Source organism: Arthrobacter sp. TMS2-4 (genome assembly GCF_054511075.1).
The window spans coordinates 279158-297061 of record NZ_JBTNDI010000002.1 but is presented as its reverse complement, the minus strand read 5'-3'; the positions used below and the strand labels follow the sequence as shown (position 1 = coordinate 297061).

At 60.8% G+C, this 17904-nt stretch carries 13 protein-coding genes and 1 pseudogene; 8 read left to right on the top strand and 6 right to left on the bottom strand.

The genetic code is table 11. From position 1 onward, the window contains the following. Positions 1-89: 89 nt before the first annotated feature. The 3 genes and pseudogenes from ACX80F_RS04545 to ACX80F_RS04535 all read right to left on the bottom strand — a co-directional run. Positions 90-565, bottom strand: a pseudogene (locus ACX80F_RS04545) (transposase); the annotation flags it as partial. A gap of 99 nt (positions 566-664) precedes the next feature. Beyond that, positions 665-1249, bottom strand: coding sequence for an aminoacyl-tRNA hydrolase (gene pth / locus ACX80F_RS04540; RefSeq protein ID WP_459335190.1), 585 nt, complete (start codon positions 1247-1249; stop codon positions 665-667). A 10-nt stretch (positions 1250-1259) separates the two neighbouring features. Then, complete coding sequence (locus tag ACX80F_RS04535) at positions 1260-1910, bottom strand: 50S ribosomal protein L25/general stress protein Ctc (protein ID WP_459335189.1); 651 nt, start codon at positions 1908-1910, stop codon at positions 1260-1262. 320 nt (positions 1911-2230) lie between these two features. Here ACX80F_RS04535 and ACX80F_RS04530 point away from each other — a divergent pair, with 320 nt between their 5' ends. Further along, a complete protein-coding gene (locus ACX80F_RS04530) occupies positions 2231-2641 on the top strand; it encodes a VanZ family protein (protein WP_459335188.1) in 411 nt (136 codons plus the stop codon). Between the two features lie 523 nt (positions 2642-3164). Here the strand turns inward: ACX80F_RS04530 and ACX80F_RS04525 are convergent. The 3 genes from ACX80F_RS04525 to ACX80F_RS04515 form a co-directional block, all read right to left on the bottom strand. After that, the gene (locus ACX80F_RS04525) at positions 3165-4316 is read right to left on the bottom strand and encodes a glycosyltransferase (protein WP_459335187.1); all 1152 of its coding nucleotides are present in this window, start codon (positions 4314-4316) and stop codon (positions 3165-3167) included. Between the two features lie 35 nt (positions 4317-4351). Then, complete coding sequence (locus ACX80F_RS04520; protein ID WP_459335186.1) at positions 4352-5605, bottom strand: lipopolysaccharide biosynthesis protein; 1254 nt, start codon at positions 5603-5605, stop codon at positions 4352-4354. 1116 nt (positions 5606-6721) lie between these two features. After that, entirely contained in the window at positions 6722-7906 is a 1185-nt protein-coding gene (locus tag ACX80F_RS04515) for a glycosyltransferase (RefSeq protein ID WP_459335185.1), read from the bottom strand. A gap of 958 nt (positions 7907-8864) precedes the next feature. On the opposite strand from ACX80F_RS04515, the gene ACX80F_RS04510 reads away from it, so the two are divergent. From ACX80F_RS04510 to ACX80F_RS04480, 7 genes are all read left to right on the top strand, one after another. After that, on the top strand, positions 8865-10127 hold the full coding sequence (locus ACX80F_RS04510) for a glycosyltransferase family 4 protein (protein WP_459335369.1): 1263 nt from the start codon (positions 8865-8867) through the stop codon (positions 10125-10127). A gap of 26 nt (positions 10128-10153) precedes the next feature. Next, positions 10154-11182, top strand: a complete 1029-nt coding sequence (gene gmd, locus ACX80F_RS04505) for a GDP-mannose 4,6-dehydratase (RefSeq protein WP_459335368.1) — start codon at positions 10154-10156, stop codon at positions 11180-11182. Position 11183: 1 nt separating this feature from the next. Next, positions 11184-12149, top strand: a complete 966-nt coding sequence (locus tag ACX80F_RS04500; RefSeq protein ID WP_459335367.1) for a GDP-L-fucose synthase family protein — start codon at positions 11184-11186, stop codon at positions 12147-12149. 85 nt (positions 12150-12234) lie between these two features. Continuing rightward, positions 12235-13695 (top strand): tyrosine-protein kinase domain-containing protein, encoded by a 1461-nt coding sequence (locus ACX80F_RS04495; protein ID WP_459335184.1) that lies wholly within the window; start codon positions 12235-12237, stop codon positions 13693-13695. Positions 13696-13742: 47 nt separating this feature from the next. Beyond that, the gene (locus ACX80F_RS04490; protein WP_459335183.1) at positions 13743-15188 is read left to right on the top strand and encodes a sugar transferase; all 1446 of its coding nucleotides are present in this window, start codon (positions 13743-13745) and stop codon (positions 15186-15188) included. A gap of 34 nt (positions 15189-15222) precedes the next feature. Beyond that, positions 15223-17121, top strand: a complete 1899-nt coding sequence (locus ACX80F_RS04485; protein WP_459335182.1) for a DUF4012 domain-containing protein — start codon at positions 15223-15225, stop codon at positions 17119-17121. A 185-nt stretch (positions 17122-17306) separates the two neighbouring features. Then, on the top strand, positions 17307-17840 hold the full coding sequence (locus tag ACX80F_RS04480) for a hypothetical protein (RefSeq protein ID WP_459335181.1): 534 nt from the start codon (positions 17307-17309) through the stop codon (positions 17838-17840). Positions 17841-17904 lie beyond the last annotated feature (64 nt).

Here is a 17904-nt window from a genome sequence, read left to right as displayed (position 1 = left end):
GTAGGTACGATCACCTCATGGGGATAACCACAGCACCGCACGAGCCCAGCACCGACACCGACACTAGGGCTCTTCGCAGATGAACGGGGTTAAGGGGCTCTCCACGAACGAGGGTGTAGCGCAGGTCTGAATCCGCCTGATTCGAGCAGGCTGCGCGCGATGTAGTTGGTGAGGGTTCCGGAATCCGAGGGCTGAGCCGCGAAGGTGTTCGAGTCGCCCATTGATTGTCTCGGTGGGACCATTCAAGGTGCCGGGGGGCGGGGGGGGCGAAGAACACGAGGACATCCGCGGCCCGCTACTTCAGGGTCCGTCCGAGCCGGCGGATCTCGGTCAGTGCGGCAGGAACGCCGCTGGTAAACGCGTCGATGACGGCCTGCATCAATTCCTTACCGCGGGCCTTGTTTGGTTCGCGGTGAGCGGCAACTATTCGCTTGTAGATGCCCCGGGTCTCCTCGACCTCGAGGTGTTCCTCGGTCGCGAAGACGGCCCTCAGCCGCGTGTTCCGTTTCTCGGTGAGCAGGTCGGCGCCCGTGTGCAGGGTCCGCCGGGCACGGTGTAGCGGCTCTTCACGAACGAGGGTGTTGTGGTCGGCCGCGGTGTACGTGCGAATCCGTGGCGGTTGCCGTCAATCCTAAGGAATATCGGCTTGCTCTCCCCGGCACAGCTATTTCTGGGCGTGGAACTCTTGTTGCGCTTCAAGCAGGCCGTCACGGATGAGGAGTTCGACGGCATCCGCCGCATCGTCGAGCAGGAACGGCAGTTCCTTCTTCTCTACCGTGCCGAAGTCCTTCAGCACGAAGTCCGCAGCATCCTGGCGCCCCGGCGGACGCCCCACGCCGACACGCACCCGGTAGTAGTCCTTGGTGCCGAGGGCCTTGCTGATGTCGCGGAGGCCGTTGTGACCACCCTCGCCACCGCCGAGCTTGAGCTTGAGCGTGTTGAATGGGATGTCGATCTCGTCGTGCACGGCGATCACATGATCGGGCGCGACGTCGTGGAAGCGAGCCAGCGTGGAGACCGGGCCGCCCGTGATGTTCATGTAGGTGAGCGGTTTCGCCAAGACGAGGCGGGGACCGCCGATCCCGAGACGTCCTTCGAGGGTGACGGCCTGTGCCTTCGAGGACGTGAAGCGTCCGCTCATGCGGGAAGCCAGGAGGTCGAGGACCATCTGGCCCACGTTGTGGCGGTTGCCGGCATAGCCGGGCCCGGGGTTCCCGAGCCCGACTACGAGCCAGGTGTCAGAGGACACCGATGATTACTTACTTCTCGTCGGCGTCGGTGACGACGGCGTCCGCGTCGGCGTCGCCAGCGGTGGCGCCTTCGGCGGTGGCCTCGGTGTCGACGTCGGTCTCCTCGGTCTCGCCCAGGTCCTGGACCGTGGGTGCCATGAGGTTGACCACGAGGGTCTCGGGATCCGTGAGGAGCGTGACACCCGCAGGGAGCACGATGTCCGAGGCATGGACGTGCTCGCCGATGTCGTGCCCGTCGATGCTGACGGTGAGGGTCTCGGGCAGGTGGGTGGCTTCGGCCTCGACGAGGACCGTGGTGGCCTCGAGGTTGAAGACGACGTCGGGGACTGGCTCGCCTTCGACGTGGATGGTGACGTCCACCTGGACCTTCTCGCCGCGGCGGACAGTCAGGAGGTCGAGGTGCTCGACGATGCGCTTGAGCTGGTTGCGCTGGATGTCCTTGACGAGGGCCAGGTGGTTCTCGCCCGCGATGTCCAGCGAGAGCAGGGCATTGGGCGTCCGGACGGCCAGGGTGGTGGCCTTGGCGGGCAGGAGGACGTGGATGGGATCGGCACCGTGGCCGTAGATGACGGCGGGGATCATGTTGGCGCGGCGGGCCTGGCGGGCAGAGCCCTTGCCGAACTCGGTGCGGACGTGTGCTGCGAGCTTCTGCTCGGACATGGCTTCTCCTGAAACGATTGCGGCTCGTCGCACGGTTGCGGGAGCACTGGGACAACAGCCGGGCGGAAGGAACACGCGAGTGGGGCAGTCGTCTAGAAACCAGTCAAGGTGCTAGCCACCGTCGATCACGGAGTACGGCCGGAAATCATGCAGTCCGGCCCGCTCCCTCGCCTAGGCATCGCGTTCCATCCTACAGGACCGGGGGCGCCCCTCCCCCGGTCCTCGGCCATACTGGAGCAACTCGGTCGCCCGCCGTCCAGCCCAACCCTTGAGGACCCACTCTGCGAACTGCGCCGCTCCCCTCCGATCGAGACCGAACCGTGGCCGCCGCACTGTGCGCAGTGTGGCTCCTCGCTGTCGCGCTGATTGTGCTGTGGCCGACGCCGGTGGACCGCGCCGGCGGCGGCACGCTCCGCCGCCTGCTGGCGTTTCTGCACGAGCATGGAGCGCCGGCCTTCTTCTCCTACGGCATGGTGGAGTCCCTGGCAAACGTGCTTATGTTCGTTCCGTTTGGCCTGTTCTGGTTCTTCCTCGCGCCGCGGGGCTGGCGCTGGGCTGGACCGCTCGCCGGGCTGGTGTTGTCCATCCTGATCGAGCTCACGCAACTCCTCCTGCTCCCGCAGCGCTTTGCGACGCCGTGGGACATGTTTGCCAATACCCTCGGGGCAGCGTGCGGTGCCCTCGCGGCGTGGGTGCTGGTTTCCCGCTGGCAACGGCACAGGACTCCGTAGGTTCACCAGCTATTCAGTTCTTCCCAGCCTGCCTTCACCGCGAGTTTCTCAGGCCCCACGAGCGCGGGCTAAGGATCGTTCCTCTGATTGAGGAGTATCAACGTGCGCATTTCCATCATCGGCTCTGGGGGCCTGGGTGCTCAGACGACTAAACCCTCGTTCGTGAAGAGCCGTCTAACGCCAGCAAATTCGTGCCCAGGAAATTCAACACCAAATGGATCAAATGAGCTCTCGTCGGCCACACGCGCCCATTTTAACATTGCGTCCAAGGACTGCTTCAAATGTTCCGCCAAATCGGACAAGGCGAACACGGAGACCGGTTTCGGCTAACCTCTCACGGCCAGCCTAATCGCATTGTGACACGCTGAGCGATCCTGCCCCGATCGACCGATTCCCCGAGACGGGTCTCAAGTCCGCACAACTTCCCCTTCGAACCTAGTTAGGCTTCGGCGATAATGTCTCTCAACCGACAGCTCGCGAGCCGTCAGGTAGCTTCCTCGGCCCCGCCCTCCCCGTGCCTTGTTCAACGTTCAATTGGGTGGATCGCGTCGGCGAATACAAGCGCAAATGACTCCGGCGTTTTCTCTAGTATTTCCGGTTGCGCAATCGGCCCCGTCCAGTTACCGCGACTCACCGACATGCCGGATGCAAGTTCATCGATACCGTGGTCCACGATGTAGACCCCTCGCATATGCCTGACTGACGCGGCAACCCCGCAGCGGCGCCCCACGACGCAGTGCAGCCCTGCCGCAAGAGCTTCATTTACCACGAGACCCCAGACCTCTGTCAAAGATGCAAGCACCAGAGTGTCGTACTGCGCAATCACCCCAGGTAAATCAGAGTACGGGACCGGACCCAAGAAGAATACTTGACCGCCTAAACTCAAGCTTTCCACCAGGTCAACTAGTTCATCGTGTTGCTCTCCACCTCCGACGACCGTGAGTGTGTCATCGAGTGATGCAATGAGCGCGAATGCTCGGACGATGGACGCAATATTTTTAAGCCCGATTAAACGGCCAACGTAAATGAATCTGTGCCCCTGCAGGTCATGCGACCGCTCACTTAAGCGACGTGCTTCCGCGAAAGCGGCGACATCAACCGCATTGAAACCTTCAGAAATATTCCTCGGATTTACACCCATCTGCTGAATCGCTGCTGATGCTGCCGGCCCTGGAACAACCACTGCATCTAGAGACTTGAAAAAGAAGCTCCTGGCGGCAGCAATTAATCCGGTCCGATGAGTTTGAGATAGAGAAATTGACTCGTAGAACCCCACTGTTCTTGCACCCCTAAGCTTCGCAACCAGCAAAGCCTGCCAGTATGCCGGCTCTTCCCATCCTCCCAATACGACCGCGCCCCTTGCCGGGAAACGCTTCCAAGTTCTAACAGGGCGCAAGAAATGAATCGACCGTGCGATTTTCGGAACCCGGTACGAGTCCAATACTTCAATAGAGTAGCCTAACGCTGACTCTCTGGCCGGAGACCATTCCTCGCCTCGATTCTTCGCATCCAAGTAGAAGCTGTCCGGCTGAACGAGGAGTGCGACTTCGAGCGGATACCGCACCGCTAGCGCTTCCCACACAGGGAGACGATAAGGTGCAGCGAAGTTAGTGATCCACAACACTTCATCACTTCGCGGTGCATTCGACCGACCAAACGGCAGAGCGTTTTTCAAAATAGATATCCTCTCTTGAAGGCAACGCGGCCGTATCAGGCTTGTTCGACGCTGAGTTGCGTAACCTCAGGTGCGCTGCGCGGTCGTCTTGACTCCCGCACAGCGAGGGAAACAAAAGCCAAGAGTTGGAGCAGTTGAACCATCAGTATAGCCAACGCACAGGAAAGGGCGCCGAAGGACGGAGCCAACATGGTCACTAGAACAAGCTGCAGAATGACGACTGCAGAGAGAACGACAGCCACGGCTTTCTCTCGTCCCAGATATTGTAAACCGATCATGAGTGGCTGATTCATCACCCCCGGAATGCAAGCAATTGCCAGCAAAGTCAGAACTGTACTCGCGTCCCGGTAGGCTTCACCTAGAAGCGTATCTACTAACCATGGTGATAAGACGGCCAGCGAACATGCAACGGTAATGGCTACAACTGGAATCCAGATAGCTTGCCGTAGTATCTTCAAAGAATCGTGGAAATTGCCTGCACGAGCTATGAACGGTGCAGAAGCGGATGCAAATGCTCCCGCCAAAATGCTAACCGGCTGAATCCACTTATTGACGGCGCCATAGACTCCCGCACTTGCTGACCCGGCCATTGCACTCAAGATCGTAACGTCCAGCCCTTGCAGCGAGAGAAAGCCCGCCGAAACTCCAAAATTGGCCGAGCGGCCCCACGGCCAACGGAAGCGGAAGCCTGCATATTCCGGCGCGTTTGACTTTGGTATCAAATACCTAGCCAATATTGCGGATGCAACTGGCCCAAGTACGAGAGCGCTGATAACTGCGAGCGGGGCTGAAGTGCCAAGAGACGATAGAACGATGTACGTAATCACGGCGATGAGGCGATCAAACGCGACCACCGCAGACGCCAGGTGTCCTAATGCCGCTCCGCGCAACGGCGTCTGTGCAGACTGCCCAATTATGGTCGCAAGACCAAGCAAGCCGGCTGACCATAATAGCGAGTTCGTCCCTACTACGACTAGCAGGCCCGCTGTGAGAAAACTGGCCACCACTACCCCGATGAAGATCTTGGAAAGGAGCAGCTTACCGAGTTCAGGGAGAGGCATCACGCCTTGGGCGATCTCACGCACCCAGAAGCTATTACTACCAAAGTCCACCAGGCCGGCGAGGGTAGCTCCAATCGCCATCGCAGATACGACGACCCCCAGAGTCGCCGGATCAGTAGCGCGTGCAGCGAAGATGAATATGGCGGCAATTCCTAGTTGCGCCAGCCCAGTCGACAGCGCTAGTAAGACGGCTTGGCTCCCAACCCCGCTGGCGCTCGCGCGCTTCAAGCTAGGACTTCCGACCGTTGAGCAATGGATTCGTGAATGACTCCGTGCCCGAGTCCATTGGACCGCGTGCGTGCTGATCAGTCAAACATCTTCCCAGTGCCGCACTCAACTCCGTCCTTTCGAGTGGCGTCCACTCTCCTAAGCTTGGATAGACCGCGATATCCCGCCTTAGTGTCTTCGATCCGGCCGCAATTATTCGGGTTCCTGCCGCTGCGGACTTACCAAATAAACCGCTTGAACCATCGTTGCTGTGCGCCATAATAACTGTGTCCACCGCCGCGACGACCGAATCGAGTTCTAGGTCGCTGAGCATCCTATTCACGAGAATCACCGCGGCTCCAGCGGCGCGCAACGAGTCTAGAAGGGGGCCTGCGGATGCGAGAACTGCAGGCGAACACTGGCCCGCGATGAGAAAGCCGATTCGCTTAGCATCTAGCTGGGCGAGACTTTGTGCAACCAGCGGAACATTCTTACGCTCATCGACAAAACCCAGAATCGAGAACCATTGCCTCGAGGGATCTAGTCCGAACTCCTCCTTCACAAGCTTTATTGAAGCCGACGTCGCGCACATCGTAACTGGGTCATTTGCAGTTTCTAGTTTAGATCGACCGTTCCATAGAGCGGTTTTCAGCAGAACAACCTTTGCATCGGGGGCACGATCAGCTCGTCGGTGAATCAACCACTTGGCCGCATTGACTATCTGCGCTCTCCCCATGAAGCTCCCCGATTGTGCTTTCTCTCGAAGTACGAGAACGGACAACCGTCCAGGTCCCTTCCACCGAGGCGACAGCGCCATGGCACGCGCGACGCGGTCCCCGTCCGGCACCACCAGAACGTCTGTCAGAAGATTGCTTGCTATCGCGCACAAGCGCTTTACGCTCATTTCCGTCGCGCTGCAGGGGAGCGAGAGCAGGGTGTACGATCCCTCAATGTCACTGAGGTGGTGTCTGAACTCTTCGCTGGCGGAGGCGTCTCGGGATAGTAGAACGAGTACCTCGTCACCTCGCCGCGCAGCCTCCTCCACAAGTAACCGGACGTAGTATAGCCGGTGACCCGAAAAATTCGGTTCGATAATCGCAACTTTAGATGGACTTGTCATGAGTCCCCTCTGAGGGTTCAATCCGTTTCTGCTTTCTTGTGCCGCCGGAGCAATTCGAGCGGGCCTCCTGATGTGTGCTTGGGCACAGCGCTTGACCTTTGGTATATTCGCTCGAGTTCGAAGGCAACTTTGATCATGCTGAAGTCATTCTGCGCGGCCTTGCGGGCTCTTTCTCCCGAGTCGCGGCGTTTCTCTGGATCAGCCAAATATTCTGCTACAGCTCCGACGAGCCCTTCCAAACTCTCATCGAAAACACACCCGCAATCGTTGGCGCGTACGTGTTTTGCCAGCCCGCACGAACTCCCAACCACAACAGGGAGCCCGAGAGACATTGCTTCCAGAACTGACATCGGGAACGGTTCAGCGACCGATGGGAGTACGTATAGGTCGCTGTGAGACATGCGTTCTAGTGTTGCCGAGGGATCGAGCGCCCCTTCCCAACGGATCGCACAGCCCAAGCCTGACCTTTCGATCGCCTCCTGCACAGCCTTTCCCTCCCCTTCGTCGGGGCCAACCAGTCGAAAATTTACCTCGGGAAATCGGTGGTTCAGCCTGATGGCCATCTCTACAAATTGGAGAGGACGCTTGCGGGGGTGCATTCGAGCAAGGAACAGCACTTCCGTGCGCGACGTTGCTCGAGCGACCTGTGCAGCAAAGGGCACGCCATTGGGCAGGTAGTGGAGAGCGAGTTGTTGCTCAGATATGTCAGTAAGGTCTCTAGCTTCGCGATCCGTCAGGTACAGCACGCGCCTTGCTGCTTGAAGCACTGGCTGAGTCAATACCTTGTCAAGAGGACTGGCGAGGGGGTGGACCGAGGCATCAATCATGCCGTGGGTTTGAACGACATACGAAATACCCATGACACGTGCGATGGCTGCTGACGGCAGCGTGATGAAGTCGCGCGCCAGATGGATGTGAATGATGTCGAACCGGTGAATATTTTTTATTAGCCAAATCAACAACGAAATCGAGGTAAGCCCTGCGAATCCGACTCGAGGTATCACGGTTAGAGCAGTGAATAACCGCACGGGGAAACCCATGACTTGCGACGGGTTCTGACCGCTGAAGCCCCGCGCGCCGGCCACAAGCTCGACCTGGTGCCCAGCTTCGGCAAGCGCATGCGATTGGTTGATTGCAACACGGACTGGCCCACCATATGCTCCGTCTGGCGTGATCAGACTAACTATTTGAAGAATTCTCATAGTTCAACACTTCGAAGGGTTATGTCTGCAACGGGAGCTAGCGCTCGCGCTCCGTCGGGAAGATCACTTACGACCAGTGCGCATGCGCCCACCAAAGCATCTCGACCGACGTTTACGCCGCGGAGCACCGTCGCTCGACTGGCTATCCAGGCACCGTCCCCGATGGAGATCGGGGAATTGTCGAAGTTGAACTCCCGAGATTCCTTGTCGTGGCTTCCCGTACATAGAAATGCTTCCTGCGAGATGCAGACGTCCTGCCCTATAGTAATTTGCTCGAGGTTAAGGAGCCATGCGCCGACGCCGATCCACGCATTATCTCGAATGATGAGCTTCCAAGGCCAGTGAATACGAACACCATGACGAATAAGCACTCCGTCACCGATCTCCGCGCCGAACGCTCGCAGAACGGTGACTCGAACGCGCGGTGGACACCAAACGCGTTCTACTGCCAGCGAGGAAGCCGCCACCCACGCAGCTTGTACAAGCTTGCTGCGGCCCTTGTCGTAGCCAGACCCGGTGAACTCCGAAAGTCGGCGGAAATGTGTCACAGCATTTACCTCTCAAGATTCTTACCGGTCGTAGGCGACTTCAACTTCAACCTCGCATTCTTGAGCTCGGTCGAAGTAGTGGCTCCCCTGCTACCTTCGCAACGCGGATTTTGGTTGCACCGTTGCACGATCCGTGTAGTCGTGACAAGGCTACTCGACCAACATACTCGTCCAGCGCGGGACCCGAACGCTCGCGCTCCGCGCGTCATCCCTATGAAGAAGGCCAGTCTCGCTAAGTCGACCTGCGGCGACAGGGTGGATGGCTACGCACGAAGGCCTGGATTCGACGATCCCTAATGACTTGGTCTCCACTGAGAGCCGGGGAGTCGCCCGCCGAGGTGCGATTCTTCTCGAGCTGGTGGCGAACGTGGCGGGAGCGGCGTTCGTACGTGTCTATCCTTGGAATCGTGATGAATCGGAAGCTGCGTGTTTCAATACTCGCCCTCAACTACACGCCGGAGTCAACAGGGGTCGCACCTTACGTCACTCGACTGGCGGAGCGACTGGCCGCGGAGGGACACACCGTGCAGGCACTGGTCGGCTTCCCACACTACCCCGAGTGGCGATTGAGGGCCGGTTATTCCGGCTGGCAATCAAGCGAGAATATTCGAGACGTGCATGTGAAGCGTCTTCGCCATTATGTGCCGGCGAAGCCAAGCGCTCTGCGACGGATGCACCTGGAACTGAGCTTCGGGCTTCGCCTGTTATTCGCTCGCTGGGATAGACCGGACGTGGTCCTGGTCGTTACTCCCGCCCTGTTCTCGAGCGCGCTTGTGCTCTTACGGACTCGATTCGGCCTCCGCCGCCCAGCATCGGGCATTTGGGTGCAGGACATCTACAGCCGAGGGCTCGATGAGATAAGCAAGGGACAATCACCGTTTGTTTCTGCGATGCGCAAGATCGAAGGCTTTGTCTTCCGCTCCGCAACGGGCGTGTGCGTCATTCACGAACGTTTTATGGACTACGTCGTGTCAGGTCTCGGCGTCGCTAATCGAGATGTGACCGTCATCCGCAATTGGACCCATCTAGACACTTCCGCATCCACTGAACGTTCGGGGACCCGTTCCAAATGGGGGTGGCAGGATCAGGACATCGTCGTCCTACACGCGGGCAACATGGGCGCTAAACAAGGGCTCGCGAATGTCGTCCGAGCTGCCGCCCTCGCGGCTCAGCGAGACTCCCGAGTTCTCTTCGTACTCTTGGGCGATGGCAACCAGCGACAGCACGTCGAAGCATTGGCGGCAGGTATTGGTCGTATTCAATTTATCGACCCGCTCCCCGATGAAGATTTCAAGGCCGTCCTTGGTGCCGCAGACATCCTGCTGGTTAATGAGATGCCCGGGCTCCGTGAGACTGCGGTTCCGAGCAAGCTGACGTCCTACTTCTCTACGGGGCTTCCCGTTATAGCTGCGACCGATCCCGACAGCACGACAGCAGGCGAGATCAGCAAGTCTGGTGGCGGGATACGCGTGGATCCTAAGCATCCCGCTGCCCTCCTCGAGGCCGCAGAACTCCTCGGGGAGGATCATCCGCTCTCCAAGTCGCTCGGCGAGTCGGGCAAAATGTACGCCAGCGCTACCTTGTCGGAGGACGCAGCTATAGTGGCCTTCGGCGCTTGGCTGCAGACGCTCCAAGCAAGCAAGAATGGTGCTCAAGTGGCCGACAGGACATGAGGCCAATCAGAACAGGGGGACTCGGGTTGCATAAGCGCGCTCTAATTACCGGAATCACGGGCCAGGACGGCTCTTATCTTGCTGAGCTGCTGCTCCGCAAGGGATACGAAGTTCACGGTCTGATCCGACGGGCGTCGACCTTCAACACGGCCCGTATCGACCACCTCTACGTCGACCCGCACGACACCAGCGCAAAACTGTTCCTTCACTACGGTGACTTGAGCGATGGCTCCCGCCTCGTAACCCTCCTCGCCGACATCCGACCCGACGAGGTCTACAACCTCGCTGCTCAATCTCATGTGCGGGTCTCCTTCGACGAGCCCGAGCACACAGCAGACACCACGGGTATGGGCACGGTCCGCCTCTTGGAGGCCGTACGGTTAGCAGGCATCGAGACGAAGTTTTATCAGGCGTCGTCGTCTGAGATGTTCGGTGCTACTCCACCGCCCCAGAATGAAGAAACTCCCTTCTACCCGCGCTCTCCCTATGGCGCGGCCAAGGTTTACAGCTACTGGATCACGAAGAATTACCGGGAAGCGTATGGAATGTATGCCGTCAACGGAATTCTCTTTAACCACGAGTCTCCTCGCCGAGGCGAGACCTTCGTTACTCGCAAAATCACCCGGGCAGTTGCCGCCATCAAGGCTGGCCAGCAGGAGCACCTTCACATGGGAAACCTCGATGCAGTGCGGGACTGGGGGTACGCCGCGGAATACGTTGAGGGCATGTGGCGCATGCTACAGGCCGACGAGCCCGACGACTTCGTTCTTGCGACGGGCGGTAACTACACGGTCCGGGACTTCCTCCAGATCTCCTTTGAACACGCCGGCCTGAACTGGGAAGATCACGTCAAGTTCGACGAGCGATACCTTCGACCGACGGAAGTCGACGCGCTCGTCGGCGACGCGTCAAAGGCTCAAGACAAGCTGGGCTGGAAGGCCACGATTCACACGCCCGATCTCGCTCGTCTCATGGTCGACGCCGATCTCGAGGCACTTAAGCATGAGGGCCGTCGCTGGATCGACACCGTCGAACTGGAAAGCTGGAGTGACTGACATGATGGGATTTCAAGCCGGTCCCCTCGATAGAAGTGCGCCCTTTTACGTCGCAGGGCACCGAGGACTAGTCGGGTCGGCGATCTGGCGAACGCTAGAGTCAGAGGGATTCACCAACCTCCACGGGCAGACCTCATCAGAGCTGGATCTGAAGGACCGCTCTGCGGTCGCCGAATACCTCGCCGGACTAAAGCCCCGGTACCTGGTACTCGCCGCCGCGAAGGTAGGCGGCATCATGGCCAACAACACCTATCCGGTGGATTTCCTCACGGAGAACCTTCAAATCCAGGTAAACGTTCTCGACGCGGCCCAAGAGCAGAACGTCGAGCGGGTACTCTTCCTCGGGTCCTCATGCATCTACCCCAAGCTTGCCCCCCAGCCCATTCGTGAGGAATCGCTCCTCACCGGACACCTAGAGCCTACGAATGACGCGTATGCGATCGCGAAAATTGCTGGAATAATGCATGTACAGGCCGTTCGCCGGCAGTACGGACTGCCGTGGATATCAGCAATGCCTACCAATCTCTATGGTCCGGGGGATAACTTCTCTCCTGAGGGGTCGCACGTGCTCCCGGCGCTCATTCGCCGGTATGACGAAGCCGTCAACGCCGGCGTAGACACAGTCACGAATTGGGGTACTGGATCACCTCGTCGCGAGTTCCTGCACGTGGACGACATGGCTGCAGCCTGCCTGCACTTGCTTGAGAACTACGATGGACCCGAGCAGGTCAACGTGGGTACCGGAACGGACGTCACCATCAAAGCGCTAGCGGAGATCGTCGCTTCTGCTGTCGGCTACAACGGGACTATGGACTGGGATACAAGTAAGCCAGACGGAACGCCCCAGAAGCTTCTCGACGTCTCTAAGTTGGCTGATGCAGGTTGGACGGCAAAAATCGGCCTTGAGGAGGGCGTGAGGAACACAGTCGACTGGTATCGCTCGAATCAGTCCAGCGTGCGCGGCTGAAGCACTAGCGCACCCGCTTCATTTGATATCGGCCGCGGTGGCGTCCTAACGCCCGCAGCACAACAAGCATCTTGAGAGGCCTCCCTTGGAGCTGAGTGACTACCTTCGGATCCTGCGGCGCAACTGGCTGCTCATTACCGTCTGTGCCCTTGCCGGCTTAATCCTGGGGGCCCTTGCATCGTTTGCGGTTCGCCCTACCTACACCGCGGAAACGAAGCTGTTCGTAGCGACCCAAAGTTCGGGCAGCGTGCAGGACTTGCAGCAGGGCAACACCTTCACGCAAGCGCGGGTTCAGTCGTACGTTCAGACAGTGTCCGAGCCTTTGGTACTGCAGCCAGTCATCGAGTCGCTTGGACTCGACTCGACGGCGGCGGAGCTAGCGGCAAAGGTGACCGCCACCGCTGATCTCAACACGGTCATCATTACCATCACGGTTGAAGATACGTCGCCTGTCCAGGCTGCAGCCATCGCGCAGGCGACCGGAGAGAGCCTCGTTCAGTCCGTCGAGGGTCTTGAGAGTACTGGTCAAGGTGCCACATCTCCCGTAAACCTCACTGTCATCACTCCGGCATCAGCGCCGTCCGAGCCCTCCGCACCGAATACGCGCCTCAACCTCGCGCTGGGACTTCTCGTGGGCCTGGCGCTCGGGATAGCCGCCGCCGTCCTGCGAACAACACTCGACACACGAGTCCGCGGCGAATCGGATGTTCGCCGGATCAGCGACGCACCCCTTCTCGGCGGCATCTCCTTCGATTCGGACGCCCAGAAGAAGCCTTTGCTGACCCAGGCGCCCGCCCAAAGTCCTAGGGCCGAGTCTTTCCGGCAGATCCGGACCAATCTGCAATTCGCTCACGTCAGCCAAAAGTCGAAGGCGGTTCTGGTCACCTCTTCGCTTCCCGGCGAGGGCAAGACCACGACGGCCACAAATCTGGCGATTGCCATCGCTCAGTCAGGCCAATCGGTGGTGCTCATAGACGCTGACCTCCGGCGTCCTCGGGTGGACGAATACCTCGGCCTCGAGCGCAACGCAGGTCTCACCACGGCCCTTATCGGCCGGGCCGATGTCGAGGATCTCCTGCAGCCCTGGGGTACTGATGAGCTGTACATCCTCACATCTGGTCAGATCCCGCCGAACCCGAGCGAACTGCTCGGCTCCGATGCCATGAAGCAGCTGATCACTCGCCTCGAGCAGAAGTTCGACGCCGTGGTCATCGATGCTCCTCCCCTGCTCCCCGTGACGGATGCTGCAGTGCTCGCGCAGCAGGTTGGTGGCGTGGTGCTCGTCATCGGATCCTCTAAGGTGAAACTGGCTGACCTGCAAAAATCCCTTGCGAATCTCGAGATGGTGGATGCGGATTTGCTCGGTGTCGTCATTAACCTTCTGCCGAGCAAGGGGCCTGACGCTTACGCCTACAGCTACTATTCGTATGATTCGGCAGTCACACCGCCCATGGATGACGCGCCTCAGGTCACCCGTCATAGGTCTAGGGACTCCTCCCGTGACCCTAATGAGCGCGTTGTCGGAATTTCGTCTCAGAACAAGTAATCGACACGTCGCTGCTCAGCGGCTTGCTTTGGGGGCATGGGGAACTGGTGTCGGAAATACAAGTAAACAACAAGTGGGCCCAGCGGTATGGGCGCAGGCTGGCAGTCGTCGACGCGGCAGTCGTCCTGTGGGCGACAGTCGGGGCGCTGATTGTCCGTTTCGGCGTCCCCGAGACAGATCGTCTGAACGCGCGGGACCAGCCCTACGTCATCGTGTCTCTCGTGCTGGCGATGGGCTGGTGGCTCATGTTATCGCTGCGCGGCAGCCGCGAGGCGACCGTTCTGGGACACGGCACGGAGGAATACAAACGGGTGGTCAGCGCCTCCCTGATTCTTTTCGGCCTAGTCGCGATCGTCAGTTATGCACTGCAGCTTGATACCGCCCGCGGCTACGTGGGTGTAGCGCTGCCTGCGGGTCTCATCATGCTGCTGCTGTCCCGCATCATCGTTCGTCGATTCCTGCATATCGAACGCGAATACGGGAGGAGCTCCCTTCGGGTCCTGGTGATCGGCAGCTCCAGTGGAGTGCAACACTTGGCCGATTCCCTGAGGGCTCAGCCGATGGCCGGTTACCTCCCTATTGGCGCTTACCTCCCCGGGGTGGAGTCCGGCGCAAGTACTACCTCCAGTCTCGACCTGCCGGTCGTGGGAAGGGCCATCGAGGCAGATCACATCATCTCCGATATCAAGAACTTCAACCCGGACGCGGTAGCCCTGTCGAGCAGCATGCAATTGGCGCCCGAAACTATCAGGGCCCTCGGCTGGGCACTCGCTGACCTCAACATCCGCCTCATCATGGCACCGGCGCTGACGGACGTTGCCGGACCCCGTATCCACACCCGACCGGTAGCCGGTCTCCCGTTGATCCACGTCTCCACGCCCAACCTGGAGAACGGCCAGCGCTTTGTCAAACGCACCACCGACATCCTCGGCTCGAGCCTGCTCATTGTCGCGCTGTCGCCGCTGCTCGCCCTTGTCGCGGTGCTCGTCCGGCTCGACTCGCGCGGTCCGGTTCTTTTCCGTCAGGAACGCGTGGGCACAGCCGGTGAACGTTTCGAGATGTACAAGTTCCGGTCCATGGTGGTCGACGCCGAAGCCAGGCTGGAGCATCTCCGCGACAACCATGAGGGGAACGACGTCCTTTTCAAACTGAAGAATGACCCCCGCATCACCAGGGTCGGTCAGTTCATCCGCAAGTTCAGCCTTGATGAACTGCCGCAGCTGTTCAACGTGCTCGGCGGGTCGATGTCCCTCGTAGGTCCCCGACCGCCCTTGGCCGCCGAGGTGGAGCGCTACGACATCCGCGCCCACCGTCGGCTGCTGGTCCGTCCTGGTATGACGGGTCTCTGGCAGGTCAGCGGTCGGTCGCTGCTCTCCTGGGACGAGACCGTGCGGCTCGATCTGTATTACGTGGAGAACTGGTCGTTCCTCGGTGATCTGGCCATCCTGCTACGAACCTTCAAGGCCGTCGTCGGCCGCCACGGCGCCTTCTGATGCGTGCCAACACCCCTTGCACAAAGGACTTTGAATGATTGACGGACGCTCGACGGATGCGCGATCAGCGCGCTCAGGCGCAGCGCGGACCCAGGCTGGAGACGCCGGGAGCAGGGACAGCCGCCGGCGGCGCCGCCGGGTTCTCCTCGGGATTGCCGCCCTGGTGCTGGTGCTTCTCGTCGTCGCGGGCGGGTGGCTGGCCTTCCGCGCACAGGAGATCCGCAGCAACCTCGAGAGCAGCATGACGCTCGTCCCCGAGCTGCAGGCGGCCGTCGTCGACCGCGATACCGATCGTGCCAGCGCCGTCACCGCGCAGTTGCAGGACCACACGACGGCAGCACGCGCGGCCGGCACCGACCCTCTGTGGAAGGCCGCGGGCCTTCTCCCCTTCGTCGGGCAGAACTTCAGCGCCGTGTCGGAGGTGACCGTCTCCGCAGACGATGTGATCACCCGGGCCGTCGCTCCGATGGTCGACAAGGTCGCGGTGCTGGACTGGAACGCCCTGACCCCGGTGGACGGGCGCATCGACACCGCTCCCCTGGCGGACATCGCACCGACGCTGTCCGCCGCCGCCGCCACCGTCGACCTGTCCTACGGCCGCCTCGAGGGCATCGACCGCTCGGAGCTGCTGCCGCAGATCGCCGGCCCGCTGGACGACGCCGTCCTGGCTCTCGGCGACGTGAGCGGACCTATCAACGCTGCGGCGCGCGCCGGTGAGCTGCTGCCGTCGATGCTAGGCGCCGAGGAACCGCGCGATTACCTGGTGCTGGTGCAGAACAGCGCCGAGGTACGCGCGACCGGTGGCATCTCCGGCGCGCTGGCTGTCCTCACCGTCGACGACGGGCGGATCTCCCTCACCGACCAGGGCAGCGCCTCCGAACTGGGACGGTTCGATCCGGCCATCGCGGTGGACCCCGGGCAGGAGGACATCTACTCGTACCGGATGGCCACGTTCATGCAGAGCGTGAACCTCACCCCGGATTTTCCCACCGCAGCGTCCACCGCTAAGCAGATGTGGGAGGAACGCCGCCCGGGCTCCACCATCGACGGCGTGATCGCCCTCGATCCCGTGGTGCTGGCCACCATCCTCGAAGCCACCGGACCCGTGGAACTCGGCGAGGTCGGCAATCCCGGCGTCGACGCCCTGCTCGCGCAGACCTCCCTGCCCACCGCACTCGATGCCACCAACGTGGTGCCCACCCTCCTCTCCGACGTCTACGCCCAGATCGAGGAGCCGGAACTGCAGGACGCCTACTTCGCCGCCGTGGCAGCGAAGGTCTTCGGCGCCCTCACGGATATGCAGGGCGACAGTACGCAGCTCGTCGACGCCCTGGCAACCAGCGCCGAGCAGGGCCGCCTGTACGTATGGTCCGCCACCGCCGAGGAGCAGGACGTTCTCGCCCGGACCCGTCTCGCGGGTGCGGCTCTCGGCCCCACGGTCGGTGGCGCTGCCTTCGGGGTGTACTTCAACGACGGCACCGGCGCGAAGATGGACTACTACGTGCGCCGGACCGTGCAGCTCGTGAAGAGCTGCCCGGGTGACGGCTACTCCCTGTACACGGCGAAGGTGACGCTGACCAACACCGCCCCCGCCGACGCGGCGACGAGCCTGCCGGCGTACGTTACCGGCGACGGGGCGTTCGGCGTCGACCCCGGACGCGTGAAGACCAATACCGTGAGCTACGGCCCCGCGCAGTCCCTCCTGCAGCAGGCGCGTATCGACGGGGAGGACGTGCCGATCGGATCGTTCGCGCACGGCAACCGGCCCGTCGGCATCCTCACCACGGAGATCGGGCCCGGCGAGACCGTGACGCTCGAGATGGACTTCTCCAAGGTGGTGCAGGAGACCGAGCCGGTACTCGATGTCACCCCGACCGTGCAGGACCCCGCCGACGTCCTCCTGCCGGCCGAAGGCCTGCAAGCCTGCGACTGATCGCTGAAGCAGCGCGATTTTTCCGGCCGAGCGCTCGGGATTTCAAGGACAACGATCCGATATCGGAAGCCTACTGCTGGTTGCGCTCGCGCAACCGACATACCTACGGTTGATCTATGCCCCGCCGGATCTACCGGCTCCTAGGCACACCAACGGTAGCTACCGTTATTACCTGGAGGATGACAATGACTACACGAAACCACCGCAACCCGCGGATGATCGTTGCAGGAATTTTCGCCACAGCAGGACTCGCGCTCGCAGGCTGCAACACTGCAGGGCCGGAGGAAGGCGTCGACGTAGAAGACATTTCCGAGGGCGACGTGGCCGCGTCCTCACCAGCCGCGGAACCCAGCATGAGCGCCGGCGCCATGGGCTACAACGGGGTCTACGACCAGACCTTCTACGATGGGGCCGACGCCTACGCCGGCCAGGAAGTCACGGTCTCGGCCGAAGTGACGGAGAACATCTCCACGGACACCTTCGTGATCGGCGGAGCCGACGGCACCGCAGTGGATCCGCTGCTCATCGTCGAGGAATCAGAAGTCCCCTCAATGGTCGAAGGCGAAGTGGTCCAGCTGACGGGAACGGTCCAGCAGGACTTCGACGTCGTCGCCGCAGAAGAACTCCTCGGGCTCGAACTCGAGGACGAACTGTACGCCGACTACGTCGGGGAGCCCTACCTTTCGATCACCAGCGGAGAAGTCATCGACGAAGGCTGACGCTGGACGGCAGGACCCTTGCTCCCCAGATACCGGACTGGAAATCAGTCCGTGATCCGGGGAG